This window comes from Azospirillum sp. UENF 111221 (assembly GCF_058780625.1).
In genome coordinates, this window is record NZ_JBSNCH010000001.1 from 176,474 (window position 1) to 202,880 (window position 26,407).

Below are 26,407 nucleotides of genomic sequence, written 5' to 3' on the forward strand. Positions count from 1 at the left end.
CGACGTTCAGGAGGGCAACCCCAAGCATATCGCCGCGACCCGCTTCGCCGACGCGGTGTCGGACGCCACCAAGGGGGCGGTCAAGAATCCGTATATTCCCGAACAGCCTGCTGGGTGCCGAGTCGGAATCGGCGGAAGGCATCCGGCTCGGGTCGATCCAGATGGGAATCATCACCAGCTCGGTGTTCACGACCTGGGTTCCGCAGGTGCAGGTGCTCGACCTGCCCTTCCTGTTCCGCGACGACCAGCATGCGGTCGCAGCCAACGCGGTGCTGACCAAGGCGCTGTCCGAGAGCTTCCGCGAGAAGGGCTTCCATCTGCTGGGCTTCTCGGTCAACGGCGCCCGCCAGCTGATGAGCAAGAACCCCATCGTCACCCCGGCCGATGCGGCGGGCAAGAAGATGCGGGTGATCCAGAGCCCGATCCATGTGGCGCTGTGGAAGGCCGTCAGTGCCAATCCCGTGCCGATCCCGGCGCCGGAGGTATACAACGCCATGCAGACCGGGGTCGTCGATTTCTTCGACAACACGGCCACCAATTATCTGACCTTCCGCTTTTATGAAGTGGCACCGCACTACACCAAGCTGAGCCACATCTACGCGATGGGCGCCTGGGTGGTGTCCGAGCCGTGGTGGCAGAAGCTGACCGCCGACCAGCAGGCCGCCATCGAAAAGGCGGCGCATGACGCGCAGGCGGACATCGTGCCGCTGCAGGCCAAGCAGGACGAGGAGGCGCTCGCCAAGACCGTCGCCCAGGGCGCCACCATCCACGAGGTGAAGGACAAGGCGGCATGGCGTGAACTGATGAAGCCGGTCTGGGCGGAGTTCACGCCGAAGATTCCGGGTTCCGACACGCTGATCCCGGCAATCGAAGCGGTGAAGTGACGGGGCGGGGTATCGCTTGCGCGGACGGTGTTCTGCACCGCCGCGCTTCCCGCAGGGACGTTAGGCCAAGGATTTGGCCAATCGGAAAGGTCCGATCATGTCGGAAGTCCAAGCCACCAGTTCTGAAACAATGCCCGGCCGGTCGTCTCCGGCCTGGGGAGAAACGGTCTGCCGCCTGATCGAAAACGCCGTCGGAGCCGTCAACTTTGTGGTTCTGATCGCGCTGACGCTCGTCGTCTTCACCGGCGTGATCGCACGCTACATCTTCAACAGCGGCTTCACCTGGACCGAGGAGTTCTCGATCTGGGCCTTCACCTGGCTGATCTTCCTGGGTGCCGCGACCGGGATTCGGCAAAAACGGCATGTGCATGTCGATCTGCTGGTCGACCATCTGCCGGCATCGGCGCGGCCGGCGGTGGATTTCCTGCGCGACAGTCTGGTGGCGCTGACGCTCCTCTTGTTCACCTTCAGCGGTTACGAGCTGGCCGACCGGATCGGCGGCGTCAGCACCACGCTGCAATGGCCGAATGCCCTGCGCTATGGTGTCGTGCCGGCGGCCGGCGGCATCGGGCTGCTGTTCCTCCTGCTGGGCGAGACGACGATGGCCGGGCTGCTGCGGCGGGCCGGGTCGGTCCTGCTGGCCGGCGCCATGTATCTGGTCGTGCAGGATACGGCGCTGTCGCCGTTCCAGGATGTGTCGCCCAGCCTGCTGATGACGCTGGTGTTCTTCCTCACCATGCTGATCGGTGTGCCAATCGCCTTCTGCATGATGCTGGGCGTGTTCATCACGACCTGGAGCGCCGATCTGCTGCCGGCTCCGGCGATCCTGCAGAACATGATCGCCGGGTCGACCAAGTTCATCCTGCTGGCGATCCCGTTCTTCCTGACCTCCGGCTATCTTCTGAATCTCGGACGCCTGTCGGAGCGGCTGATCGATTTCGCCGAATCGCTGTTCGGCCATTTCCGGGGCGGTCTGGCCCAGGTCGTGGTGGTCAACAGCGTGCTGATCGGCGGCATTTCCGGGTCTTCCGGAGCCGACGCGGCCAGCACCACCAAGGTCGCGGTGCCGGAGATGATCAAGCGCGGCTATTCGCCGGCCTTCTCCTGCGCGATCACGGCTGTCTCGTCGATCCTGCCGAACATCATTCCGCCGGCCATCGCCATGCTGGTGTATGCCTCTGTCTCCAATGTGTCGATTTCCCGCCTGTTCGCCGCCGGCATCGTTCCCGGCCTGCTGGTTGCCATTGCCCTGATGGTGGTCGTCTACATCCTTGCCGTCCGCCGCGGCTATGAGGGAGGCAAGAAACGGGCGCCCGCCAGCGTGGTCTGGAGCAGCTTCCTGCAGGCAGCCCCGACCCTGGCCATTGCCGTGCTGATCCTGGGCTGCATCCGCCTGGGCATCACCACCGCGACCGAAGCCGGCGTCATGGCTCTGGTCTGGGCCTTCATCCTGGGAAAATTCGTCTATCGTGCCTATGGTTGGCGCAGCTTCTACCGGGCCATCATCGACTGCGCGACGGACTCCGCACTGATCGGCTTCCTGATCGCGACATCGGTTCCCTTCGCCTGGATCCTGATCGCCGAGGGTGTGCCGCAGGAGTTGATCGGCTGGGCGCGGGAGACCGCGCAAGGGCAGTTCGGCCTGCTGCTGATCATGAACATCACGCTGTTCGTGGCGGGCATGTTCCTGGACCTGACGCCGGCCATGCTGATCGCGGCACCGCTGTTCCTGCCGCTGATGACCCAGGCGGGCATCGATCCGATCCAGCTCGGCCTCATCATGATCATCAACCTCCAGCTCGGCGGCGTGACCCCGCCGGTCGGTATCCTGGTCTTCATCTCGGCGCAGATCGCCAAGGTCCAGCCCTATGCCGTGTTCCGCGAGGTCGGCGTGTTCGTCGCGGCCGTGCTGGTGGTCCTGGCGGCAGTGTGCGCCTTCCCGTTCCTGACGGTGGGGATCTGGGACCTTTTCGGCTGAAGCTATGCCGATTGCATCAAGCCTCATAACGGCAGCCCGGGAGCAGGCAGCGGCGCCCCCACTTGCTCGATCACGTCGCCGAGCCCATGGCCTCGGTAACCGACAACGGCGGCTATGACCGAAGCGGGGTCTATGCGGCGGTCCACGAACGCCATCTTGAGGCCGCGGTGGTGGCGCCGCCGCACCGCGATGCCGTGCTCAGCAACATGGCTGAAACCGCGCCCACCCAACGCGACTGCCACATCCAGTTGATTGCCGAGACCGGGTGGATGACGGGGCGGCACCGTCAAGTTGTTGGCGCTGGTGATGAGGGCGGGGCGCGGTTTGACCAGGAATGTGCGTTGGGCGGGACGATTACGCGGCCAGCGGCGCGCCGGACACCTCAGCCCAGGCGGCGAACGCGTAAATTCGGGCGGCGCGGTACTCGGAGGCTGAGCGATGATCGCGGCGGAGATGGACGAGGTTGTTGATCGGGTCGTGGATGGACAGAAAGCGCTGCACCTGCCATGGTGATTTGAAGCGCTTCATCTGCCGCTCGCGTCGTCGGGTCGGCTGATGACTGTTCTCGGCACGATTGTTAAGGCCCTTGTGCTGGCGGTGCTCGCAGCGCAGCTTCAGGTCCCTCTTGGCGGCGGCGTAGGACTTCAGCTTGTCGGTCACTATGACACGGGGAGCGCGGCCCTGCTTCTTGAGCAGCTTGCGCAGCAGACGCTTGGCCGCCTTGGTGTCGCGCCGGCTCTGGACGAGCGCGTCGAGCACGAAGCCGTCCTGGTCGACGGCCCGCCACAGGTAATGCTTCTTGCCGGCGATGCTGATGACGACCTCATCCAAATGCCACTTGTCACCGCGGGCGAGGCGCCGTTGCCGGATGCGGCTGGCAATCGTTCGGCCGATTTTCAGGCCCCACTGGCGCACGGATTCATGGCTGACCGTGATCCCGCGCAAGGCCAGCAACTCCTCCACCATGCGCAGACTCAGCGGAAAGCGGAAGTACAGGTACACCGCAAAGCTGATTACCTCGGCAGGGAAGCGGTAGCCGGCGTACATCGGATCGGGGCGCGTCGTCATCCCCGCCCTGTACCGTCACCCCGGCCACCTTGCCAACTCGAACTTGACGGTGCCTGGCAAACTTTGCAACGGAGCGCCTCATATCACCGTTCCGCGTGCCGGCGCAGCAGAACAGTGACCCAGAATTCTGCGGATGCATCGGGCGCATAAAGCCACGTGTCCCGTCGCCCCGTACAGCGCTCCACCATGGCGTCGATGGCCGACCCACAGACCGGCAGCATGCACCACATGGCAATGTCCAACTCCCACAGCCAATCCCTCTGTTCTCGGTAGGGGAGCCATGCCAGATGGGGTGCGATGCCTCCAATCGCGCTCCAGGCCCCGCCGCCATCCACGGCTGGATGGCAATGAAGCGGACCGCTGCCAGATAAGCCGGCGATATCGCCCAGCGCATGAAACTCGATAGGCAGGCTGCGCCGGTTGACGATGTCCACCACCTCGGCAATCACCCCGCTCCATTCCGCTTGGCCCGCATCGCCGATCAGGAGCACTCGCAGGGGGTCCCCGGCTCTATGAACGAAAGGCTGTACGCTCCTGTGTTCCAGGGGATAGCGCTGGGTAAGCGGCTCGCACTGGACCGGGGTTCCTGGGAAGCGGCCGCGCAGCAGGGTGGCCAGAGCCGGCGAGGGGGTCAAGATACGCCGTGATCGATGGATTGCTTCGTCGACCGGAACCATCGAATGGTCGGCCACCACCATGTCGAAAGAAACGCGTAATTGCCCTGCGAGGATGGGCACAAGGGCTTCAACGCCCCGCACGTCATGAGCCTGGATGACGGACACGCCGACGCGAAGCAGGGCCTGCTGCAAGCCGGCGAATGAGTCCGGAAGCGGAAAACGCAGGCGCAAAACCCCTTTGTCAGCCGCCGGGAACAGCGATAGCGCTGGCGCATCCCCGCTTTCGATCACGGCCACCAGCTTGTTCGGGTCACGTCCGGCCGACTCGATCCACCGCATCAGGTACGAGAGGGCGACGGTGCTGTCCATGCGTGTGATCAGCAGGATGGCGGGTCGGTCCGCAGCCATCCGGTCCCGCCATTTGTCGAGCAAGGAGAGTTGGTCGCCTTCCCACGTAAAATCCCAGCCATGCGGAGGCAGAAGTGCGCGACGGGGAGGCGGGCTTCTTTCCGGTTCCTGTAACGGGTACTCAACCAATCCGGTTTTCACGGGGACGGAACCGACCATCTCGACAAGTCCGGCCAGCGATCCGTCGGCATCGCGCCGGAATGCGTGGCGGTCGATGGACAAAGCCGCAAGCTTCCGCTCCCGAGGACGAGCCACCCTGGCGTCGGTGCACAGAAGGGCCTTCAGAGCCTCGGCGATCTGATCCTCTTCAGGAACGGCTGTGGCGGTTATGACGATCCCGTTGCAGGCTAAGGACGCGATGGTTTCCAGAAATCCGGAGAGTGTCGGAGAGACCGGTGCCGCGACGGTGGAGTCGGACCACGGCGCGAGCATCCGTTCGACCAGCCCGCGCTCACCTGTGATGCCAAGGTCGATAACCAGAACCTGCTGCGGCCGGATCCGTCGGGCATCCAACCGAGCCAATTGCCGGGCAAGGTCCGAGGCCGGAGCGGCACAGATCAATGCGAGAGTGAAGGGGTGCCGTTGCAGCGCCCCGTCGACCCGGTGCCGAACATAGGGAAAGATGCCGGGATAATCGGGCAACGTTTCCATCGACTTCCAGAAATAGGCAGGCTCAGAACCGCCATAGGCGAACACTGTCTCCTGAGTCAGCCTGTCCAGCGCGTGGACGAAGCACATCCCCGCCTCGTCCAGCATCACATCGTCCCGCGACCCCTGCCCCGGATGCATCCGGTTGCTGACGCCGATTCCCTTGCAACGGACAAATGGAATGACACCGAGCAACTTGAACCACAGGAAATTATCCTGGGTCCGCGGCAAGCCGGGATCGAAACTGTTATCCGACAGCACCGAACGGGGGATCAGCATGGCGCAGCCGTTGAAGGCGCCGTGGAAGAAGGCCTCGAAGGGGCGCGCCGTCATGTCGAGATGCGAGAGGTCGGGCAGAACATCGGGACGGGGCGTGCCGTTCTCCTCCATAAGGGTCCAGTCGCTTACCACCACGCAGGGCCGGCCGAAGCGGCGCCAGACGGCGATCTGCGATGCGATCCGGTCCGGCAGATAGATGTCGTCATGGCTGAGCCAGCTGAAAAAAGACCCCCGCATCAATGCGATGCCGAGGTTCAGCGCGGTCGACACGCCCCCGTTGGGTTTCTGGACGTAGCGTATCCGCGTCCCATACCCCATAGCGACGGCGCGCGTCGCCCCCTTATCGTCAGACCCATCGTCAACAACGATGATCTCGATGTTGCCGTAGGTCTGCGCCAACGCACTGTCGATCGCTTCGCCCAGGAAGCGGGCGCCGTTGTAGACGGGAATGATGATCGAGACGAGAGGTTCGGCGTTCATCGTGGCAGGGTCCGGGAGCAGGGACGGGCCATCAGGCGCCGTTTTCGTTGATGACGGGCGTCAGGCGGGCGGAGACGAGAGCGGCACCGGCTGGACCCGCGAGCAGGCCGGGATCGATGGCGGCGACGCGCGTACAATTCATGGCGCGCACGAGGTGGAATGCGTCGTCCAGTGTCATCGTCACTGAAACGGCATTTTCCTCCATCCGGTCGCGAAACTCGATCCGGTCGGCGGCACGCATCACCATGAACAGTGCCGTCTCATGCAACGGGAGCGCCCGCGCCGCATCGCGTGCACGCGCCACCGCATCACTGGCGTCCGGAGCAAGCAGCAGCACAGCTTGGGTGGCAGGCGGCTTGCGGCGCAGCAGAAGCAACGCCCAGTCCTCGACCATATCGATACCAGTAACGGGTGCATGGCTCCTGCCGGAGTTATGCAACGCCCACAGCCGCCGGATCAGCGCCGCGCGCTCGCTTGCCGGTGTTTCCCGAAGCACCGAGCGCAACCCCGCCCCGTCGAGAGCCGGGTCGGGGACCAGCCCTTCGGCCAGACCGGATGTCACGAAATGGCGTAAGGCCTCGGCGCTGGGGTGGCGCAGACCGAGATACCGTTGCGAATACCAAACGGTATCGAATTCGGGCGTCGGGCGAAGTCCGGCAGTGGCTCCGTCGACGATGAAATGCTCTAACGGCGAAACGTCCCGAAGCTGACCACCCATGGCGGTGTCGCGATACCAGTGAGCAGAGAACCAGGGACCAGGCGAGCGGTTCTCCTTCCAGCCATGGGACAAGTAGTGCCAGAAGGGATCCACTCCCGCCTGGACCACATCCGGATACTGGGCAAGGTACCAATCCCGATCCACCAGCATCTTGGCAGTTTCAGCAACCTGTCTGATTCGCGCTTCGCGCAGGCGGCCAAATTCCTCCGCGCTGCGGCGGAGGTTCGGCAAGCGCTGAAATCGTACGCCGTACCCATGGGTCGTTCATCAACGGCTCCGGAGCAGCGCCACTGTAACGGCCGATGTCCAGGAAATGCCGCAGGGCTCGATGGTCTGGCTTCGAAGCCAGATACCGGCTTGCGTACCAGACCAGATCGAAGTGAGGGTGAGGCTGTCGCCCCTCTCCGGCTCCGTTCTCGATGAAATGCAGAAGCGGGCAGCGGTCCCCACCTTCCAATTGGTTGGCCGCAGAGTACCAGGCTGTCAGGAACCATGGGTTAGGGTTAAGCCCCTCCTTCCATCCGAAGCTGAGATAATGTGCTGCCGGATCGATATCGGAGCGCAATCGGTCGGGATACTCCTGCGCGTACCAATCCTCATCGACGAGTGTCTTGGCCTCCCGCAGCAGGCCTCTCGGTGTCAAGCCATCTCCTGCCCGCTCGGCCGCGGACTGACATGGACCGACAGTCAGAACGCCTCTGCGCTGCAACGCATACCAGAAGGCACCTTCGCCCCGCTGCAAATGCCCGAGAACGTCACGGGTGAGGGCGTCGCGGCGGAACAGTGTGCCAACGACGAGGGAGGTCGAGGCAGTCAGATGGTTCAGTGACGCAGGCGGGAAGCAGGCGACGCTGCGCAGCGCCATTTGCTGGAGCAGTTGGCCGGCAAGGGTGGGAACCGCCGGGGGGGCGCCCGATTCGACCGCAACGACATATGGAGAGTCGCAGGAGGCCAAGCCGGCCATCAGATCGACCGTCGATGCCACTCCGCGGATCATCCGCGCGCCCGGCACCCCAAGTTCCGACGCAGCAATGTCAGACGGCCCGAGGATGGCGACGGTCAGTTCCCCCGGTTCGATCAGACGGCTCATCCGCCATGCGAGCAGCGCCGACAGATCCGGCGACGGCGACGGCTGGAAGCTGCGCTGAAGCTCGATCAGCGCTGCGCGCTCAGAGCGCGGGGCCTTGTCATCGGATTGTGCGAGCCATGCGGCGGCAATCCTTTCGCGGTCCTCCCGCCACAAACGCGGCTCCGCCGCGGGGGGGACGGAGGGAGGGACGGGGCGGTATCCGGCTGCGGGCACATGGCGGACCGTCAGCCGCCGCGACAGCCGCGCCAGCATGTCAACCTCCGGCAGAAGGCAATCGGACCGGAATCCACCGGCCAACTGGATTTCTGCGTGTGGAACCAAGAGACCTCCCGACTGCGCCCGGCCTCCCAGAATGCGTCCAAGGAGTGACTGCACGTCGGCATCGGAACCGCCGCTGTCGGCCGCATCGCCATCATCCGGCACCTGGGCGCATAGGCTCAGCGCCGGGGAAGCCTGCTGGGCCTGCGCCTCGAGAAGGTAAAACAGCGCCAGCGGGTCGAGACTGTCGCCCGCCTGCAGCCAGCCGACCCAGCGGCAGTCCGTCAGCGCCAACGCCCGCGCCATGGTCCGGCCCGCCGGCTCGCGATCCTCCGCCGCGACCCAGTGGACGCTGTCGCCGAAGCCGTCCGGCAGGCTGGCCGGTCTCGCCTTCTCGCCCGCCATGGCCAGCAGCAGAACGGACTCGATGTCCACCCTCCGCTGCAACAACAGGCTCTGGATGGTTGATGCCGCGGCGGCTGCATCGCCGTTGCCCAACACCATCATTGCGATGCCGTGCCGTTTCATGGAAAGCCTCCCATGTCGTCATGCGAGCCGGTCACGGTCCGATCGCAGAAGGCGACCAACACCGCACGGTAGGCATTCGCGGCGAGGACCGCATTCGTCTCCTGGTTCCAACGCTCCTCGACGAGCCGGCGGTTCCGTTCGACGCAGCCGTCCACCAGGGCGTCGTCGGTCGCGGCACGGACGATGCGTTCCGCCAGCCCGGCGATGTCATGGGGCGAGACGATGAAGCCGGTTTCCCCGGAGACAAGCCACTCCGTCGCCGCCGACGTGTCGCTCTGAATGGGAAAGGCCCCGACACTCATTGCCTCCAGCATGACGGTGGGGGTGCCGTCGGAAATTCCCAACCCGATGATCGTGCGTGCACGGCCCATCCGCATTATCACGTCGCGGTAGGTCGGGAGCGAGGGAAGACACGCGATCCGGAGATCGTCCCATTCGCCGAGCGTCCGCGCGGTCTCGGCCACCACCGCAGGCGCATTCAACAGGCTGATTGAAAATCCCCGCAATTCCGGCGCCGCAAGGTGAATCGCATTGAGGATGTTCAGCGCGCGACCGGACCAGCCATGCAGGCCCTTGACCATGATTTCCCGACGCTGAGACGGGGGGGCCAGGTTTTCAAGCCTGGGCAGTGCGTCAATGTTCACCCCGCCCGACGCCGGCATCGCCGGAAATGTCATGCCCTTGAATCCGAACTCCCGGAACAGGGTCACATCGCGCTCGCCGTCCGCCATGTATGCATCCACCGATCCGGCAATTTCGCGAAGCCGGTCGATCTGGTCGGGTACCTTGCGATAGAGGTAGAAATCGCTTCCCCAACTGGAGAGCATCCAGGTTGGCATGGCAGCACCCAGGAAGCGCTTGACCTCCATGCAGAGATAGCCGGCGAATTGAGTTTCCAGCGCGTGGACGATGCTGGGCCGCAGGGAGGCGATGGCCTGAGCCACATGGGCCGGCCTAGCGAGCAACTCGCCGCTGTCCAGGAAACTCGGCAGCCAGGGCGAATAGCCCAGATAGGCGTCCAGACCGGCCACCCTGGCCGGCTCTACAGCCGCGAGCGGGAACACAGCGACCTGATTCTCCGGCAGCGCGTCCAGTTCGCTCCGGCTCCGCACCTCGGGCAGGCCGACAAGCTCGCGGCAGGGTGCGGCGTCGATGACGGGGAGCAGGACGAACCTCATGCCACGTCCACGGACCATGTCGAGCCAGCGCGCCGTGTGGACGCTGTTGATCATGCCCACGACCAGGACCACCGGCTGCGCCGTCTTTGCGCGATTTGTCGGATTGGCAGGCATTCTATCCCCAGGAGCGGACGGCATCGCGGAGCCGTTCACCGAAAAGCTTCGGATCGAAGGCGGCGTTGCCCAAAGCAAGAATCGGCGCGCTCATCCATTCCGGAGCCGGGAACTGGATGGCGACCAGCGTCGGCACATCGTGCCTTGCCGCTTCTGACAGCCGGAGATGCGCCGCCGACCGGAAAGCTATTCCGCCATAGAGCGCGGCGTCCTCCAGTCCTTCGGCATCGGGCCGCACAGTCAACCTGACGCCCGTATCCCATTGGAACACGTCCAAAGCCAACTGCACGTCACGACTGGTGACGTCCAGAATGCGGACATCAATGCCCTCAAGGGCCTCGACACACCAGTAAAGACTGGAAACGACGAGGAAACCGCGCCCATGGATGGATTCCGAACCGTCGAGTGCCAGAATTTTCGTCATGACCAGTCCGGTGGCAGGGGGCGGCGGGGTGGATCGGCAGGATGCGAAATCGCGAAAAGCCGCGGCTGAAGCCTTTTGGCAGCTTGGGCCGATTGGATAGCGTACCGGTGAAAGCCAGACCAGCCAATTTTCGAGCGCGCCTCCTGAAGAAAATCATCGTCAAGTTGCGTCTCGGCAACGGTCGAAATCGAAAGGCAGAGTTTCGTCGATGTCGAAAGCCGCTGGCAGCGTCCGCAGGCGTCTCGATACAATTCCCAGCGAGTCGCATCATGAAGAAATTTCGGCCAAATCCCATAGTCACGGTCAAGTAGATTCTCTGCAATGAAACGTCAGCTCCCAGCGCGTCACCAGTATCAACCATAGGGCTTTTATGTTGCAGAAACGGGATGAAACAAAAATCACCAAAAGGTGACTTCTGCCGGACCGTACATCCGTTGGGACGCGACCAGCTTGCCACCTCTCATGGGTCTCCGGTAGGATCGCCGCCGAACACGTTTCATGATGGCGTACCTGATGCTTGACCAAACATCAAATGAGACATTGTCCGGAAAAGCAGAAAGCGACGGACAGTGTTCGACGTTGTCTGCATTGCAAAAGGTTGCGCAGTCACACGGCGTGCATATTGCAGTCGATCAGATCATCCGAGACTATGGGCTCGATGGCCGGGAAACTCCGATACGCACACTCATGAAGATTGCGGATGAGAACGGCTTGGTGGCGCGTTCCACGCGATTGTCCTGGCGGCAACTTTCGCAACTTGGCCAATCGCTCCCGATCATCCTGCAATTGCGCAACGGCGCGGCCATGGTGCTGGTCGGCTATCGGCCGGGAGAAAAGGGCCAAGCCGACGTCGCCCTGCTGCGTCCTGCCAACCAGTCCGACGAATCCTGTCTGGCCATCGACGAGATCCGGTTGGCCGCCGCCTGGGACGGGCAGGCCATCTTCATCAAGCGCCGCCATAAGCCGAGCATCGACGAAAAGCCGTTCGGCTTCCCCTGGCTTCTCCAGCAGGTCGCCCGCGAACGGCGGATCTTCCGCGATGTCGGCATCGCCGCCCTCATCATGAGCCTGTTCGCGATCGTTCCGCCCTTCACCTACCTGATCATCGTTGACCGGGTCTTGGTTTACCAGCGGCTCTCGACCCTCTATGTGCTGGTCGTCGGGGTTCTCTTCGTCATCCTGTTCGACACGGTCTTCGGCTATCTGCGCCGCTATCTGGTGGTGACGGGCACGGCACGGGTGGATGCGCGGATCAACACCTACATATTCAACCGCATGGTCCGGCTGCCGCTGGACTTCTTCGAGCAGACGCCTGCCGGAACGATCAGCTACAAGCTGAACGAGATCTGGCGGGTGCGCCAGTTCCTCACCGAACAGATGTTCGGGATGATGCTGGACATGCTAACTCTGCTGGCGATCATACCGGCAATGTTCCTGCTGAACAGCACCCTGACTTTCATGGTGCTTGGTATCGGGCTTGTGATGTGTGTGATCGTGCTCGCCTACATGCGCCCGCTCGGGCGCCTCCAGCAGCGCGTGATCGCGGCCGAGGTGGAGAAGGGCAGTTTCATGATCGAGGTGCTTCACGGAATGCGGACCGTGAAGTCGCTGGCGCTGGAAAACCGCAAGCAGATGGGATGGGATGTCCGCGTCGCCGAGGCCGTGCGTGCAAAGACGGCTTTCATGCTTTTCGGCAACCAGCCGCAGACCATTCTCCAGCCGCTGGAGAAGCTGATCTATGCCGGCGTTCTGATGACGGGTTCCTATATGGCGATTACCCAGCAGGTGGAGATGTTCGCCGGCACGCTGATCGCCTTTACCATGCTGTCGGGCCGCGCCACCGCGCCCCTCGTCCAGATTTCCGCCATGATCCAGCACACCGAGGAAATCCGTTCGGCGATCGCCCAGGTGGCATCGGTCGTCAACATTCCGCCGGAGCAGTCCGTGAAGAACGGGGTGCGCCCGGTCATCAACGGGACGCTCAGCCTGTCCGACGTCCGCTTCCGCTATCCGGGAGCGGTGACCTTCGCGCTCGACGGCATTTCGCTGGACATCGAAGCTGGCACGCTGGTTGGCATCATGGGGCGGAGCGGCTCGGGCAAGACCACCGTCACCCGCCTTCTCCAGGGTCTACATCAGTCCTACGAAGGGCTGATCAAGATCAACGGTATCGATCTGCGCCAGTTCGACCTGCATCATCTCCGCTCGAACCTCGGCGTCGTGCTTCAGGACAATTTCCTGTTCCGCGGGACGATCAGGGAGAACATTCTGGTGACCCGGCCGAACGCTTCCTTCGAGGAGGTCACGGAAGCCGCCAGACTGAGCGGGGCGGAGGAGTTCATCGACCGTCTTCCCCAAGGCTACGAGACGCCCATCGAGGAAGGCGGGACGAACCTGTCCGGCGGTCAGCGCCAGCGCATCGCCATCGCGCGGGCTCTGCTCGGCAAGCCGTCGGTCCTGATCTTCGACGAGGCAACCAGCGCGCTCGACCCCGACAGCGAAGCGATCATCAACAACAACCTCAAGCGGATCGCACGCGGACGTACGGTCATCGTCATTTCGCATCGTCTCGCGTCGCTGGTCGACTGCGACAAGATCGTCGTTCTCGAACGTGGTCGCCTCTACGACAGCGGCGCGCACCAGGAACTGATGGGCCGTTGCGACATCTACCGCCATCTCTGGTTCCAGCAGAACCGGCATCTGGCCGCCGATCCCTCGATGCATGTGGCAAATCATTCCGTGACGGCGATCAATGGCTAAGTCCCATTCCGAACAGACGATCAACGACTTTCAGTCGGAAACCGCGGAGCTGACCGGTGCCGCCGATCCGCTGGCCGCCCGTCTGACCGTGTGGCTGCTGGCCACCCTCGTCATCGTCGCCGTGGGACTTGCCAGCGTTGCCCGACTGGAACGGGTGGTCAGCGCGCGTGGCCAAGTCGTCTCGCAAAGCCCGACGATTGTCATCCAGCCACTGGAAACCTCCATCGTTCGCAGCACGCTGGTGCGCGAAGGGCAGATCGTGAGGAAGGGGGACATGCTGGCGTCGCTCGATCCAACCTTCTCCGCCGCCGATGTGGCGCGCTTCGAACGCCAGCGCGACAGTCTTGCTGCGGAGATCGAGCGGCTCCAGATGGAACTGGACGGCAAGACCTACGTGGAGCGACCGGGCGACGCGGACAGCATGCTCCAGGCCGCGATCTGGAAGGCTCGAAAGACCGAATACGCGTCCAGCATGGTGAATTTCAGCCAGAAACAGGATGCCGCGCGTGCGACCCTCGCCCGCAGCCGCGATGACGCCGACCATTACAAAACGCGCCTGCGCCTTATCAGCGACATCGAAAGCATGCGGCGCACCCTGGAGGAGAATAAGACCGGCAGCCGCCTGAACTCGCTCCTCGCCAGTGACGCTCGGGTCGAGGCCTCCCGCAACATGGCAGCCAGCGAGAGCGCCATCCAGTCCGCCAGGCACGAACTGGAGGCGCTGCAGTCGGAGCAGGAGGTATATGTCCAGCAGTGGCGCTCGCGCATCATGCAGGAGCTTGTCGCGAAGCGTGTCGAGCACGACCGCGTTAGCGAGGAGTACGCCAAGGCGGTCAAGCGTCACGATCTGGTGGAGATGCGGGCCGTCGAGGATGCCGTCGTGCTGGATGTTGCGCCGCTTTCCGTCGGCTCGGTCATTCAGACGGCCGAAAAGATCATGACGCTCGTCCCGCTGAACACCGCCTTGGAGGTCGAGGCGGAGATCGATGCCGCCGACCAGGGCTTCGTCAAGGCGGGCGACATCGTGCAGCTCAAGTTCGACGCCTACAAATACGTCGAACATGGCATGGGCCGGGGGATCGTCCGCACCATCAGCGAGGATTCCTTTACCCGGCGCGACGGGGTGGGATCGGGCAAGCCGTTCTACCGGGCCCGCATCGAATTGACGGACATCAAACTGCACAATGTGCCGTCCGATTTCCGCCTTGTCCCTGGTATGCCCCTTACCACCGACATCGTGGTCGGCTCGCGCACCATCCTGTCCTACCTCGTCGAAAAGGCCATCGTCAGCATCTCCGAAGGAATGCGTGAGCCGTGACCGGGAAGGGATCATGGAGCGAGACCGTTCGATGAAGGGCGTCCTGGAAATCGCCAAGGGAACTGTCGGCCTTCTGCGGTCGGGCGCACTGGCGCGCCAAGTCGCAAGCGGACTCAAACGGTACGAGAAGGGCGACGTGAAGGGTGCCCTGACCTGCTGGCTCGCCGCGGCAAAAGAAGGAAACGCGGAGGCGCAGTATCGCATAGGTCTGCTTTACGAACAGGGCAAGGGCGTGGTGGGTAGCGCGATCGACGCCCTGAGCTGGTACAGCAGGGCCGCTGGAAGCGGGCATGCGCAGGCTCAGGAAAGGCTGGCGATCATCCACGCCAACGGTTGCATCCGCCCTCCCGGCATGAGTGACCGGGATCCCGCCATGCTTGCCCTGTTCCCTGCCGGTCTGGAGGTCAAGGCGGATCCGGAAGCCTCGCTCCGCTGGGCACTCGCCGCTGCCGAACAGGGACTTCCCACCGCCCAGGCGCTGGCCGGCAGCCACTATGCCTTTGGCGAGAGAATCGATTACCTCGAAGCGGAACGCTGGTACCGCAAAGCTGCGGAAGCCGGCAATCCTCAAGGTCAGCTTGGGCTTGGGACGCTGCTGGCCGGCGGCTACCTGGGAATGGCGGATTACGGGCAAGCCTTCGACTGGTTCGAACGCGCGGCCCGGCAGGACGTTGCCACCGCTTGGTTTTATCTTGGCCAGCTGTGGGCACATGGGTTTGGTCGGGAAGCCTCGCTCGCCGAAGCCGCGGCCTGCTACGAGAAGGGAGCGCTGCTCGGCAGTGCCGCCGCCCAGCGACATTTTGGATTGCTGCTATTGCACGGCCTGTCCGTGGTGAAGCACATCCAGAATGGCGAGACTTGGCTACGCCGCGCCGCGCTGCAAGGCGACGGCGAAGCCATGACCCTTCTCGGAGACTTGCACACGCAGGGGACGGAGGAATTCGAACCCAACCTGTACGAAGCGGCGAATTGGTATCGCGCGGCGGCGGAAGCCGGACATCGCAACGCCCAGAACATCCTGGGACAGCTCTATCTCTCGGGCCGGGGGCTGCCGGTCGACCCGCAGGAGAGCCGGGTTTGGATGGAGCGGGCCGCACAACAGGGGGACCGGCAAGCCCAACTGACGATCGGGCGTTTTTACGCCGAGGGGATCGGCGGTGAATCCTCCTTAGAACGCGCCATGGAATGGTTCACAAAGGCGGCCGACCAGGGGGACGACCATGCCCTGCACAACATCGGACAGCTCCACTTGGCCGGCTATGGCGGCAAGGTCGATTTCGCGGCGGCGGTGGCGGCTCACCGCGACGCCGCGACGGCTGGCAACGCCGCGTCCCAACTCTGGTTGAGCGCCATCTACGCCACCGGCGACGCAGGGGTGGAGCAGGATTATGGCGAAGCGGTCCGCTGGGCCCGCATGGCTGCGGAGCAGGGGGTCGTGGGCGCGCAGATCAATCTTGGCCGCTTCCTCATGCAGGGGTTGGGTGTCGAGCAGGATTTCGCCGAAGCTGAACGTTGGTTGACGGCGGGAGCGGAGGCAGGCGAGATCGCAGCGGTCACCGCATTGGGCGAGTTGCACGCAGGAATTTGGGGCTCTCCATGCAATCCGGGTCGCGCCCGCGAACTGTTGAGCAAGGCTGTCGATGCCGGCGAACCTCGTGCCATTGAGGTTATGCGTGAAATCGACAAGGACGTGCCATAGGAGGCTCTGTCAAAAATCCCACTGTAGGCGAGAGATGATGGTCACCGGCATCCCTGCCGATGCTAACGGCCTAGAGTTCGAACTGCGGGCCGATGAACTGCACGACTTCGGCCAGCATGCAGAGGCCGACGTTGAAGGCGCGTCCGACAAGGCGCGCTTCGCCTTTCATGTCATGGGTGAATGTGACGCTGGACGCTTCTTGGCCTTTGCTGAGGGCCCGCATCACCGCAAAATCCCTTGATCGTCGCAGTGGCCGTTTTCAGGGTCTTGATGAGGCCCCGTGCCGGGCGGATCAACTGCTTCAGCTCGCGGTGGTCGGCCTCTGCGCGAGATCGTGGCAGCCGATGCCATATCGCCGGTACCAGCGCGCCGCGCAGAGCATGATCTCACCTTCGGGGTGATGTCCCTTCAAGTCCGACACCGCTTGGTTCTATTTAACATCCAGCCATTCCGCCGCCGGCCTGTCAACTTTGCAACAGAGCCTTTTCCTGCGTCAGGCTGCGGCAGTGACCCGCGATCCGTTTTCCCCCAGAAGATGCCAGCAGAAATCGAGAGCCTCATCCCACAAACCATTGTACCCCTGCCAGTTACCAGGAATTCAGCGGTATGCTGCGGTACACGATGTTGCCTTCCACGCTGTTCTCATCGATCAGTTCCGAGGCGACGAGCAGTACGAAGGTCAAACCGGGAAATGCGCGTTCGATGGTGGATGCGATCTCCCTGGCGCCGTGGCCGGAGTAGCGGGTTTGCCGGACAAAGACGATTTTCTTTCCACTGTGCAGGGTTTCCCGCCAGTTCTTTAGAGATTTTTCGAACTTCGCGGAAACTATTTCATAATCTTTCAGGAAGTTCTCATTTCTATCAAAAAAATGATAGAAAATGGTCCCGTATCCTTTGTCGAGAATATAGGGTGCCGGTTCAGCGTCCACGAATTCGAGATTGTCGCGAAGCAGGAAGCCGCTGAAATCGCTGTCGATCGCCTGCAGCAGGGACTGCAGGGGGGTTATCAGCCAATCCAGCGGAAAGGGAATGAAGCCCTGGGGTGCGCTCTCCGACGCGGTATCGATCCAGCCACTTGGAACGGGAACATGTTCCTTCAGATAGCGCCTGATCTGGAAGGTGCTCTGGCAATCCTCGCCCAGACTGACGGCTGTGATCCTGGGGGACATGGTGCTCTGGGCGGGCATGTGCTGTGAGGGAAGCAATCCGGGGACACGCCGGTAGGCGTCCCTGAAGGCGGACCAGCTGTGGCGCGTCATCAGCAGATCCTGTGCCCTCGAGACTTTCAGGCGCACCAGATCGGGCTTGGCTTCGATCTCGCGCAGGGCGGCCACATATTCGTCGACGGCGTCTGGGCCCGAGACAAGCCAGCCGGTATCGGATGTGATCATGTCCGAGATCCCGCCGACGTCCGGGGCGATGATCGGCAATCCCATGGCTGTCGCCTCGATCAGCGCAAGCGGTAGACCGTCGGCATCGGAGGTGTAGACGAAGGCGTCGCAGTTCTGGAACGCGACGGCCGTCAGGTCACGGAAATATCCATGGACCGTGACATTCGGAAGCTCCCGCAGGAAGTCGATGTCGACTGGCGGCAGAAATGGGTTCTGCGCACCATAGACCGCGTATTCGCGGTCCGGCGTTGCGGCGGCGATCCGTCCGAGAACGTCCATGCGCTTTTCGCTGGAGAAGCGGCTCATCCACAGAGCCCGCCGGAGCCGTCTTCTCGGGTTGGGGGCGTGCAGGTCGAGGTCGGTGGAGCGGGGGGTAAAGATCGTGTGGATTTTGGCCGCGTCCGCCGGCAGCATCGGCAGCAGTCTCGGCAGCAGGCCGGGAAAGCGCGTGTTGTCGGTGATCAGCGCGGTCATGGCGTCCAGGCATTTTCCGAGCCGGTTGTGGAAGCCGACCGGTCCGGCATCCTCGCTGAAGCCCGCTCCGAACAGGAAGGCATACAGCGCGGTTACGGAACGCAGGCGCTCGGCGCGTTCCGCCAGCAGCGTCCAGGCAACATCCGAATTCTGGACGAAGGTGACCTTCGGCCGCCGCTCCACGATCAGGCGCTCGATGATCTCAACGCGCTCGGTCACCGTGAGCGTGGCGTCATAATCCATGAGCGAGAGGATCGTCACACCGGCAGGCAGCGGGAAACCGTCCTGGCCCGGACGGTCCGTGCCGATGGCGACCACCTTTCGCGGACCCAGCTCTTCGGCGAGCAGACGCAGGAACATGGGTGCTGACGCGGTCGGCCCCGCCCGGATGGGCGACCCATGGCACCAGCACGAGATGGGTGAAGCCGTCGGGAAGATCCCGGTCGAGGCGTCCGTAGACCTCTCCCTGCCGCTTGGCCGCGATGAGGAAAGCGGGTGGGGCGGTGTCCTGGCCGATCAGCCAATCCTGGGGAAACAGCGTTCTGTCGTACAGAGACAGCGCCTTCATGCCGGTCAGGACATGCTCGGGCAGCGCGCCGAAATAGCCTCGGCTGTCGGCGTCCTGCGCGAGGAATTCGTTCAGCGGATTGGCTGTGCTTCCCTGCAGGTCTGGCCGCTGCCGCAAGAAACGGTCGCTCTCGAAATGCGGTCCGGGATCGATGCCGTTCGGTGCGCCGTCCAGGACGTAATGGACCAGCGGGTCCAGGTGGCCCATGTCGGTGCGGGCCATGTGATGGGTGTAGAAGCCGTTGTTGAAATAGCGGTTGGCCTCGCCGTCCGGCCGGCGGCTGCCGATCCTGATGTAATGCTCGACCGCCGACAGGCCGCTTCTCGGGAGGTCGGCACAGCGGCGGCTGTAATGGTCGGCGTCGAACAGATGGGGATAGGTCTCCAGAACCTTGCGCAGCAGGTCGCGGCGCAAAGTTTCCATGGCCGTCGCGGTTTCCTCGGCCAGCCGCCGCAATTCGCCGTCTGCGACCACCCGGCGGGGCGGGCTGCCTGCGGAAGCGGGGGGCTGGACCGACAGCCAGCTGCGCGGCTTGTTCAGTCCCGCCAATTTACCGGCGATGTCGTAACCGCCGTCTTCGACGCCCTCCAACTCGTCGAGAACGGCCAGCGCGAACTTGGTGGCGTTCGCATGGGTGAGGCTGTCCACCAGTGCGTCGAGCAACCAGTTGCGCGTGCTGCCAGGTGGCGTGGTGGCGACGATGGCGCGTCCGGCATGCAGGACCGGGTCGACATCATGATGCATGACGCTGAGCCGCCCCAACTCATGCAGATAGGACGCGTCCTGGACGCCGTGTTCCATCCCGTCCCTGAGGGCCGCCAATGCGTCTTCCGGAGCGTGACGGCGCAGATGGATGTCGGCAAGCAGGCTGCTGCGCTCCGTGCCGCGGGAAACCGGCTCCAGCAGCGCCGCCGCCGCCTCAATGCTTCCGGCTTCCAGATGGATCCGCGCCAGGTCCAGCCGCAGAGCCGGCATCCGTCCGGCTTGGCCGGCTTCGCCATTCTCGATCACGTTCTCGATCTGAAGAACGGCGACGCTCCGGTTTCCCATCATAAGCTGGATCCGGCTATCTACCAGGAACCAGAAGGGTTTGAAATACAGTGAGCCGCTTTTGTGCCGTTCGACAGAGGCGTGGGGCGGCCTGCCGATGGCCGCCGGATCGGTATCGTAGCCGAACACCGAAAAATCCCTGCCATAAAGGCGCAGGATGGCGTCCCGTGTCGGCGTCGGGCAGGAGAAACCCGCATCGAATCCGTAGCGCACCGTGTGATCCGCCGCGTCAGGGGCGGAGATGCGGGCGGTGATTGCCGCATAGTCGGCGTCGTAACGCTCGAGCGCGCCGATCAGGTGATAGGGAATGTCGTCGGTGAGCAGCCAGTCCGACTGCGGCGCGAAGGCCGGGAAGCGCTGGTGCTCGGGCATGGCTTCCAGCAGTGCGACGAAAAGGTCGAATCCGATCTCTTCCGTCGCCGCCCGCCCGGCAATCCTGCGGAAGGCGCGGCCGACGACGGTATCGGTTGCGATGTGCGCGCGATAAGCGGACAGCAGGCGCTGATAGGGATTGCGAACGAAGGCGAAGCGCACCCCTCCCTCGCATCGTTCGACGAAGCGGTGCGGCTCGCCTCCGACGATGCTGGTCCAGGGCTGCATCCCGGCATTCCGGTCCTGCAGGCTGCGGTAATCCGCCGGCGCCGGCGCTCCTACCAAGCCGTAACGGTGTTCCAGCGACCACAGACGCCGCATCGTGCCCGAGGAGGCGGCATGGGGGACGGCGGCGTAGAGATAGGGAGCTGCCTTGCTCGCAAGGAACGCCGTCTTCAAATGCCCAAAGCCGAAAAAGGAAGGGACACGCATCATCGATCCTGTTGCACCCGCTGTGCCGCCCATTGCAAGACGTGCGGCGTCGTTGTCATTGCTTCCGCGACGCGGCTTCAGTCCCGCCGCACCGGACCCAGGCGCATTCCCTCCGGCGGCGGCCCGAAATTGATGCGGTCCGGAGGCGCGTCGGGGAGAAGAGCGACCATGCTGCGTGGAATGGTCAGATGTGGCACGTCGGCGCGGATGGTCTCGCTCATCCACAGCCAGTCGCCCCCAAGATAGCCGTTGACCAAGTCATGAGGGCGGAAGGGGAACTGCAGATGGAGGCCGCGCGGGGCGATCATCGCATAAGGATAGGGCGGCGCCCAGAAATAGGTCGCCGGCTCCCGGCTGGCGTCCACACGGTCGCGGCAGGCCGTCACCGCGAAGCTCTCCGCCAGCAGGACGCAGTGCTCGGGATGCCACACGATGCCCCGGTCGTCGTGGATCGTTCGTTCTGCGGCGGCGCGGAGCCAGCCGCTCGAGCAGACATCGCCCGCATCCAGCCAGGCGATTGAGTAACCGGTGGCGGCCTGCACGGCGGCGTTCCGGGCTTCGGTCCGGTCGACGGCGCCGAGATCGATCACCCTGGCTGTCGTGTCTCTGCGGTCATGGGCCAGGGCTGCCGTCCGTTCGTCCGCCCTGTGCAGGGCGATCAGCAATTCGCACCGGAAACCGCCCAGCGTCGCATCGGCCATGGCATCGGACAGGGTGGCCAATGTGCGGTGCAGCAGGTTGCCCTCGCGGCTGGCGCAGACCACGATGCTGAGATGGTGATCGTGAATGGCGGAAGGAAACATTCGGCTGCCTTCGGCTCGCGTGGTTTCAGGGCGTCGGCTGGAAGGGAATGGCGCTGGACTGCAGCACCGGCACCGGGGCATCCTCCTCGCCGTTGCCAAGCGGGCATCCGTGCTCACGCATCACCGCCAGAAGGTCGGCGTCGCGCAGCGGCGGAGCCCGCCATCCGGTCAGCGAGGCGGCGAGACTTGGATCGCCGTAAGCGATGTCGGTCATGCCGTCGCAACTGTTCGAGATGTCGGCGTTGACCGCTTTGCCGCTCAGGTGGATCATGCGGTCGACCACGTCACCGATCCGGTAGGGCCGTCCACCGCAAAGATTGACGACACGGCCATGGACGCCCGGGCATTCCAGTAGGGTCGCCAGGGCCTCGGCCGTGCTTTGGACGGAGATGAAATCGCGAACCGCGTTCAGGTTGCCGGCCGGCAGCGGCCGTCCCATCGTGTCCGCCGCCGCGATCCGCTGGGCAAAACTGGGCAGGCTCAACATACTTGGCATTCCGGCGCCAATTACATTGAACGGACGCGCTACCACCACGGGCTGCCCACATCTGGCGGCGGCAAGCCCGATCCGGCTCTGTGCCAGCTTGCTGATGCCGTAAAGGCTGCGGGGCTCTGTGGGCGCCGTCTCATCCAGGGGGACGAGGCTGTTCGGCAAGGGCCCATACTCGGCCGCGCTGCCGACCAGGACGAGCGGGCACCGGCGAAATTCCGACCGGGCCAGCGCCTCGAGCAGAATAGCTGCATAGCCGGCATTGAGTGCGAACAACTTTTCCGGTTTGGAGGCATCAACGGTGCCGGCCAGATGAAGGATGCCGTCCGGCCGCCAGTCCGCCAATAGGACGGCAAAATCCTCCCCTGGCCGGTCTATGGACAGGATGCCGTCATAGCGCGCCTCCGGTCGGGGCATACGGCTCGGAGTGTTGATGCCAACCGTCAGAACCCCATGGCCGCGGCGCCGGAGTTCCGCCGTCGCCCATGTCCCGATAAAACCGTGCGCACCGGTTACGATCAAACGCATCCGTCACATCCGAAGCGATATGGAACGGGAAAATCCCAGAAGTGTGGGGCAGGCGGGCAGCATCAGCGCGCGGCGGTGTCGACGGTCCATTGCTCGGCCAATGTCTGGGCAAACTCGTAATCGTCCGGCCGACCGATGTCGAGCCACATTCCGTTGGCCTTGTAGCAATGGACGATCTCACCCCGCTCCGCAAGGGCGCGCACGAGATCCGGCATGTCCAGATAATGGCCTGAGATCAGCAGCGGACGGATCTTCTCGCGCTGGAGAATGTAGATGCCCATGCTGATGCGATGATGGTAGACGGGCTTCTCCTGATACTCGACGAGCCTGTCATTTTCATCGGTCAGCAGGACGCCGAAATCGACTTTGGTTTCACGTTCGAAGGTGGCGATCGAGGCCGCCGCGCCCACCCGCTGGTGGCAGTTGAAAAGATCGATGTAGCTGATGTCGCTCAGCACATCGCCGTTCATCACCAGGAACGTTTCCGGTAGGGTGTTCAGAATGTTTGCAAGCGGTCCGGCTGTGCCGAGCGCCTCGGTTTCCTCGCTGTAAACGAGGTCGAGTCCCAGCCGCTCTCCGTCACCGAAATAAGCTCTGATGAGGTGGCGCAGATAGCCGACCGCGAGCGTTACGTCGCTGAATCCGTGGGAACGCAGTTGCCGGAGAATAAGTTCCAGGATGGGCATCTGGCCGACCGGCATGAGCGGCTTCGGCAGAATCGTGGTGTAGGGAGCCAGCCGCGTTCCCCGCCCGCCCGCTAGGATGACTGCATGCATCGATGTCTCACTGTACCGCTAATTGTCTGACAAGAAGGCTGTGATGCTCAAACCACATAGTGTCCAGTGGAGTAGAGGGCAGAATTGCGACGGATGAAGTCGATGGTCAGCGACAATCCCTGGTCCAGATCGTACCGTGGGGTCCAGTCCAGCATGGTGCGCGCCTTCGAATTGTCCGAGATCAGCTTGTTCACCTCGCTGGCGGCCGGCCGGATGCGCGCCTCTTCCTCTTGGAGGCTGTTCTCTCCGCGTCCGGACAGCGCCAGGATGCGCAGGGCGATCTCACGCATGGTGTAGCCCGTACCAGTGCCGAGATTGATCTCTTCCCCCTCCACCCCGGCGGCCGTCGCTGCGGCGATGAAGCCGGCCGCGGTGTCTTCGACGAAGGTCATGTCGCGGACCGTGTCCAGCGAGCCGACCCGCACCGATGAGAGATCGCTCAGCGCCTGGGAGGCTACCGATGGAATGAAGGCGCGCGCCGATTGGCGGGGGCCGAATGTATTGAAAGGCCGAATTGTCACCACAGGCAGGTTGAAGGAGCGGAAATAGCTTTCGGCGAAACGGTCCGCACCGATCTTGGATGCCGAGTAGGGGGATTGGCCCCGGCATGGATGCTGTTCGTCCATTGGGGTGCGGATGGCGGAGCCGTAAACCTCGGAGGTGCTGGTGTGGATCAGGCGGCGGGTGCCGTGCCGTCGGGCCGCCTCCAGGATGTTCAGCGTTCCTTCGACATTGGTGCGCAGATAGCTGCGCGGCGCCGCATAGGAATAGGGGATGCCGATCAGGGCGGCCAAATGGAACACGATGTCCGCATCGCGCACCAAGCCATCGACGAATTCGGAATCTTCGACATTGCCGAAAACGATCCGCATGTCGCGGACCGTATCGGCCGCCGCGTGCGACAGGTTGCCGATCGCGCCCTGCGCATTGTAGCGAACCAGGGCGGTCACTGATGCCCCCTCCCGCACCAACGCCTCGGCAAGGTGGCTTCCGATGAAGCCGCCGGCGCCTGTCACTAGACATTTGATCGTGCTAAGAGATGGCATCTCTTGTTTTCCGTATTGTGAGCCAAAAAGACGAGAATAACCCTAATAACAATACGAAAAACAAAATATAAAATATAATCCACATCGCATTGCGCCGCTCCTATCTTTTTTCATTACGCCCATTTATGATTGTTGTTTGGATTTTTCATTCGGTCGGCGAAAGAGCAGCGGAAGCTATAAGAATTTCGTTGTATCATACCCTGATAGATTGCCAACAGAAACATTTTGTATCAGTTCTAGTTGTCGTGGAAGCGTTACGAGCTTCACGTCGTAATTTTGGACCGCATATTGACGCGCGCGGTCGCGCATATCCCGCATGCGGTCCTCGTGGCCCAGCACTTCGCCGACCCGCCCGGCAAGAGCATCGGGGTCGAAAAAATTGAACAGCAGGCCAGTCTCGCCATCGACCACGGCCTCCTCGACCGGGATGGTCGCTGAACCGATTACCGCGCATCCAGCCGCCATCGCTTCCAGGCAGGACCAGGACAGCACGAACGGATAGGACAGGTAGACATGGGCCGCAGAAATCTGGAGCACGTTCAGATAGCGTGCGTAGGGCAGGCTGCCGACGAAATGGACGCGTGAGAGGTCGATCGAACCCAGTTCGCCCAGCATGAGTTCACGGAACGTCTTGCCCGGGGGAGGGGGGGGACCATAGCTGACGCCGTCGCCGCCGACGATCAGGACCTGCGCGTCCGGCCAGTCGTGCAGGATCCGGGGCAGGGCGCGCATGAAGATATGGAAGCCGCGATAGGGCTCCAGGTTGCGGGCGACATAGGTGACGATCCGGTCGGACCGCGTCAGCCGCCGTCCGTCAGCGAGCATGATCCAGGCGTCCGGTTCGGGGCGGACGATATCGGTGTCGACCCCCTCATGAATGATGCTGATGCGTCTGCGCATGCGGTCCGGATAAAGCGACCATTGCCAGCGGGTGGGGGTGAGTCCCCAATCGACGCTGTCGAAACTCAGGTGGTTGATGGCGTTCTTGGTTCGGATCCGGGGGGCGTCGTTGATATGGATCGGTGTGGTGGGGTCGAAGCCTATGTCGCCCCCGCTGAACAGATAGTAGAACTCGAAATAGCCCAGCACTGGCACGTCGGGCCAGACGTCCTTGACGTACAAGGTCTCGCCCAGCCGCAATGTCCGATCACAACGTCAGGCCGGTACCCGTTCTTCTTCAGGCCAAGCCCGATCTCATAGACGGCTTGGCCAGCGATGACGCCCCGTTCGAGGTCGGACAGGTAATGGTGGGTCTGCGGCGAGGATTCGCGGAAGGTCTGATAGACGATCAGGTCGACGCCGTTGATGCGATTGCCGTTGGACTGCGTGATGAAGGTGACACGGTGGTCCTCCTGCTGAACCAGGTGCCTCACGAGATGAAGGAACTGCCCGGGGAAATTCTGGTGGATGAAAAGGAAATTCATGCGGCGCCGGAAGCCGAGGAGAATGGACCATTGATGTACCGCCCGTCGGAGGACGGACGGTAGGCGACGGCATAGAGTTCCAGGATGGACTGGCGGCGCACCAGGATCGGATCGAAGCCGGCGCCCTGCAGGTCCCGGCACAGCACGGTCGGCGTGAAGCCGCAGCGATGAGCCATGAAGCTGTTTCCGGTTGAGATGGCGGTGCCGAAGCCGAAAATGATGTCGTGCGCCGTGATCGGACCGGCCGGGACGGTGTAGATCGTTTCCTCCAGCCGGTCGGCCGCCACCAGTTCACAGACGCGTTGCAGATCCGGAACCGCCGCGACCAGGGCGCCGCCGGGCATCAACACCCGCCAGCACTGGCGCAGCGCCCCGAGGATCTCGTGACGGTACAGATGTTCGAGCAGATGCGAGGCCCAGACCGCATCATATGAACAATCCGGAAGCATCGACAGGTCGGTGATCGAGCCTACGATGTCCGGACCAGTCCGCCGGTCCAGGTCCATGCGGGTTTCCTGCCAGTCCGGAGCGGGAAACAGACGGTCGACGCGCGAAGGCCCAGGGGGACCGCAACCGATGTTCAGCAGCCTCATCACCGGAGCCC

General features: G+C 63.3%; 19 protein-coding genes and 2 pseudogenes. 6 read left to right on the top strand and 15 right to left on the bottom strand.

Annotation, left to right across the window (positions count from 1 at the left end):
• Nucleotides 1–86: 86 nt before the first annotated feature.
• Together ACWPN3_RS00790 and ACWPN3_RS00795 are read left to right on the top strand one after the other, a co-directional pair.
• A complete protein-coding gene (locus ACWPN3_RS00790) occupies nucleotides 87–884 on the top strand; it encodes a TRAP transporter substrate-binding protein (RefSeq protein ID WP_492261124.1) in 798 nt (265 codons plus the stop codon).
• Between the two features lie 97 nt (nucleotides 885–981).
• Nucleotides 982–2,862: a TRAP transporter large permease gene (locus ACWPN3_RS00795; protein WP_492242302.1), complete on the top strand. Its 1,881-nt coding sequence runs from the start codon at nucleotides 982–984 to the stop codon at nucleotides 2,860–2,862.
• Nucleotides 2,863–3,216: 354 nt separating this feature from the next.
• Here the strand turns inward: ACWPN3_RS00795 and ACWPN3_RS00800 are convergent, their stop codons facing one another.
• The 6 genes from ACWPN3_RS00800 to ACWPN3_RS00825 all read right to left on the bottom strand — a co-directional run bounded on the left by ACWPN3_RS00800 (nucleotide 3,217) and on the right by ACWPN3_RS00825 (nucleotide 10,672).
• Nucleotides 3,217–3,930 (bottom strand): IS6 family transposase, encoded by a 714-nt coding sequence (locus ACWPN3_RS00800; RefSeq protein ID WP_492242301.1) that lies wholly within the window; start codon nucleotides 3,928–3,930, stop codon nucleotides 3,217–3,219.
• A gap of 83 nt (nucleotides 3,931–4,013) precedes the next feature.
• A complete protein-coding gene (locus tag ACWPN3_RS00805) occupies nucleotides 4,014–6,362 on the bottom strand; it encodes a glycosyltransferase family 2 protein (protein WP_492260990.1) in 2,349 nt (782 codons plus the stop codon).
• 31 nt (nucleotides 6,363–6,393) lie between these two features.
• A complete protein-coding gene (locus tag ACWPN3_RS00810) occupies nucleotides 6,394–7,311 on the bottom strand; it encodes a hypothetical protein (protein ID WP_492260991.1) in 918 nt (305 codons plus the stop codon).
• Complete coding sequence (locus ACWPN3_RS00815; protein ID WP_492260992.1) at nucleotides 7,241–8,956, bottom strand: hypothetical protein; 1,716 nt, start codon at nucleotides 8,954–8,956, stop codon at nucleotides 7,241–7,243. Before ACWPN3_RS00815 ends, ACWPN3_RS00810 begins: the two co-directional genes overlap by 71 nt.
• Nucleotides 8,953–10,248 (bottom strand): glycosyltransferase, encoded by a 1,296-nt coding sequence (locus ACWPN3_RS00820; RefSeq protein WP_492242297.1) that lies wholly within the window; start codon nucleotides 10,246–10,248, stop codon nucleotides 8,953–8,955. The genes ACWPN3_RS00815 and ACWPN3_RS00820 overlap by 4 nt, the downstream gene beginning before the upstream one ends.
• A gap of 1 nt (nucleotide 10,249) precedes the next feature.
• On the bottom strand, nucleotides 10,250–10,672 hold the full coding sequence (locus ACWPN3_RS00825; protein WP_109450287.1) for a hypothetical protein: 423 nt from the start codon (nucleotides 10,670–10,672) through the stop codon (nucleotides 10,250–10,252).
• A 498-nt stretch (nucleotides 10,673–11,170) separates the two neighbouring features.
• On the opposite strand from ACWPN3_RS00825, the gene ACWPN3_RS00830 reads away from it, so the two are divergent.
• From ACWPN3_RS00830 to ACWPN3_RS00845, 4 genes are read left to right on the top strand one after another with little or no spacing between them, the layout of a single operon-like run.
• Entirely contained in the window at nucleotides 11,171–13,432 is a 2,262-nt protein-coding gene (locus ACWPN3_RS00830; protein WP_247873201.1) for a peptidase domain-containing ABC transporter, read from the top strand.
• The gene (locus ACWPN3_RS00835) at nucleotides 13,425–14,750 is read left to right on the top strand and encodes an HlyD family type I secretion periplasmic adaptor subunit (RefSeq protein WP_109450289.1); all 1,326 of its coding nucleotides are present in this window, start codon (nucleotides 13,425–13,427) and stop codon (nucleotides 14,748–14,750) included. The genes ACWPN3_RS00830 and ACWPN3_RS00835 overlap by 8 nt, the downstream gene beginning before the upstream one ends.
• A 31-nt stretch (nucleotides 14,751–14,781) precedes the next feature.
• Nucleotides 14,782–16,449, top strand: coding sequence for a tetratricopeptide repeat protein (locus ACWPN3_RS00840; protein WP_492242296.1), 1,668 nt, complete (start codon nucleotides 14,782–14,784; stop codon nucleotides 16,447–16,449).
• Between the two features lie 34 nt (nucleotides 16,450–16,483).
• Nucleotides 16,484–16,690, top strand: a complete 207-nt coding sequence (locus tag ACWPN3_RS00845) for a hypothetical protein (protein ID WP_492242295.1) — start codon at nucleotides 16,484–16,486, stop codon at nucleotides 16,688–16,690.
• A gap of 346 nt (nucleotides 16,691–17,036) precedes the next feature.
• Here ACWPN3_RS00845 and ACWPN3_RS00850 read toward each other — a convergent pair whose 3' ends face one another.
• From ACWPN3_RS00850 to ACWPN3_RS00890, 9 genes and pseudogenes are all read right to left on the bottom strand, one after another.
• Nucleotides 17,037–18,674 (bottom strand): glycosyltransferase, encoded by a 1,638-nt coding sequence (locus ACWPN3_RS00850; RefSeq protein ID WP_492260993.1) that lies wholly within the window; start codon nucleotides 18,672–18,674, stop codon nucleotides 17,037–17,039.
• A gap of 1,384 nt (nucleotides 18,675–20,058) precedes the next feature.
• Nucleotides 20,059–20,769: pseudogene (locus tag ACWPN3_RS00855) on the bottom strand (sulfotransferase family 2 domain-containing protein); the annotation flags it as partial.
• A 44-nt stretch (nucleotides 20,770–20,813) separates the two neighbouring features.
• A complete protein-coding gene (locus tag ACWPN3_RS00860) occupies nucleotides 20,814–21,539 on the bottom strand; it encodes a glycosyltransferase (RefSeq protein WP_492242293.1) in 726 nt (241 codons plus the stop codon).
• A gap of 25 nt (nucleotides 21,540–21,564) precedes the next feature.
• Nucleotides 21,565–22,557: an NAD-dependent epimerase/dehydratase family protein gene (locus ACWPN3_RS00865; RefSeq protein WP_492242292.1), complete on the bottom strand. Its 993-nt coding sequence runs from the start codon at nucleotides 22,555–22,557 to the stop codon at nucleotides 21,565–21,567.
• Between the two features lie 62 nt (nucleotides 22,558–22,619).
• Entirely contained in the window at nucleotides 22,620–23,333 is a 714-nt protein-coding gene (locus ACWPN3_RS00870; protein ID WP_492260994.1) for a nucleotidyltransferase family protein, read from the bottom strand.
• 47 nt (nucleotides 23,334–23,380) lie between these two features.
• Nucleotides 23,381–24,379 (bottom strand): SDR family NAD(P)-dependent oxidoreductase, encoded by a 999-nt coding sequence (locus ACWPN3_RS00875; protein ID WP_109450301.1) that lies wholly within the window; start codon nucleotides 24,377–24,379, stop codon nucleotides 23,381–23,383.
• A gap of 174 nt (nucleotides 24,380–24,553) precedes the next feature.
• Nucleotides 24,554–25,279 (bottom strand): glycosyltransferase, encoded by a 726-nt coding sequence (locus ACWPN3_RS00880; protein ID WP_492261125.1) that lies wholly within the window; start codon nucleotides 25,277–25,279, stop codon nucleotides 24,554–24,556.
• Between the two features lie 12 nt (nucleotides 25,280–25,291).
• Nucleotides 25,292–25,803: pseudogene (locus ACWPN3_RS00885) on the bottom strand (glycosyltransferase family protein); the annotation flags it as partial.
• On the bottom strand, nucleotides 25,800–26,309 hold the full coding sequence (locus ACWPN3_RS00890) for a class I SAM-dependent methyltransferase (RefSeq protein ID WP_492242290.1): 510 nt from the start codon (nucleotides 26,307–26,309) through the stop codon (nucleotides 25,800–25,802). The gene ACWPN3_RS00890 and the pseudogene ACWPN3_RS00885, both read right to left, overlap by 4 nt.
• Nucleotides 26,310–26,407 lie beyond the last annotated feature (98 nt).

Bases quoted from the DNA above. Each gene is read 5' to 3' on its own strand.
- ACWPN3_RS00860 (WP_492242293.1), bottom strand. From the start codon at position 21,539: ATGTTTCCTTCCGCCATTCACGATCACCATCTCAGCATCGTGGTCTGC.
- ACWPN3_RS00805 (WP_492260990.1), bottom strand. From the start codon at position 6,362: ATGAACGCCGAACCTCTCGTCTCGATCATCATTCCCGTCTACAACGGC.
- ACWPN3_RS00820 (WP_492242297.1), bottom strand. From the start codon at position 10,248: ATGCCTGCCAATCCGACAAATCGCGCAAAGACGGCGCAGCCGGTGGTC.
- ACWPN3_RS00815 (WP_492260992.1), bottom strand. From the start codon at position 8,956: ATGAAACGGCACGGCATCGCAATGATGGTGTTGGGCAACGGCGATGCA.
- ACWPN3_RS00865 (WP_492242292.1), bottom strand. From the start codon at position 22,557: ATGCGTTTGATCGTAACCGGTGCGCACGGTTTTATCGGGACATGGGCG.
- ACWPN3_RS00850 (WP_492260993.1), bottom strand. From the start codon at position 18,674: ATGTTCCTGCGTCTGCTCGCCGAAGAGCTGGGTCCGCGAAAGGTGGTC.
- ACWPN3_RS00875 (WP_109450301.1), bottom strand. From the start codon at position 24,379: ATGCCATCTCTTAGCACGATCAAATGTCTAGTGACAGGCGCCGGCGGC.
- ACWPN3_RS00835 (WP_109450289.1), top strand. From the start codon at position 13,425: ATGGCTAAGTCCCATTCCGAACAGACGATCAACGACTTTCAGTCGGAA.
- ACWPN3_RS00880 (WP_492261125.1), bottom strand. From the start codon at position 25,279: ATGCGCAGACGCATCAGCATCATTCATGAGGGGGTCGACACCGATATC.
- ACWPN3_RS00870 (WP_492260994.1), bottom strand. From the start codon at position 23,333: ATGCATGCAGTCATCCTAGCGGGCGGGCGGGGAACGCGGCTGGCTCCC.
- ACWPN3_RS00800 (WP_492242301.1), bottom strand. From the start codon at position 3,930: ATGACGACGCGCCCCGATCCGATGTACGCCGGCTACCGCTTCCCTGCC.
- ACWPN3_RS00795 (WP_492242302.1), top strand. From the start codon at position 982: ATGTCGGAAGTCCAAGCCACCAGTTCTGAAACAATGCCCGGCCGGTCG.
- ACWPN3_RS00840 (WP_492242296.1), top strand. From the start codon at position 14,782: ATGAAGGGCGTCCTGGAAATCGCCAAGGGAACTGTCGGCCTTCTGCGG.
- ACWPN3_RS00825 (WP_109450287.1), bottom strand. From the start codon at position 10,672: ATGACGAAAATTCTGGCACTCGACGGTTCGGAATCCATCCATGGGCGC.
- ACWPN3_RS00845 (WP_492242295.1), top strand. From the start codon at position 16,484: ATGATGGTCACCGGCATCCCTGCCGATGCTAACGGCCTAGAGTTCGAA.
- ACWPN3_RS00890 (WP_492242290.1), bottom strand. From the start codon at position 26,309: ATGGACCTGGACCGGCGGACTGGTCCGGACATCGTAGGCTCGATCACC.
- ACWPN3_RS00830 (WP_247873201.1), top strand. From the start codon at position 11,171: ATGATGGCGTACCTGATGCTTGACCAAACATCAAATGAGACATTGTCC.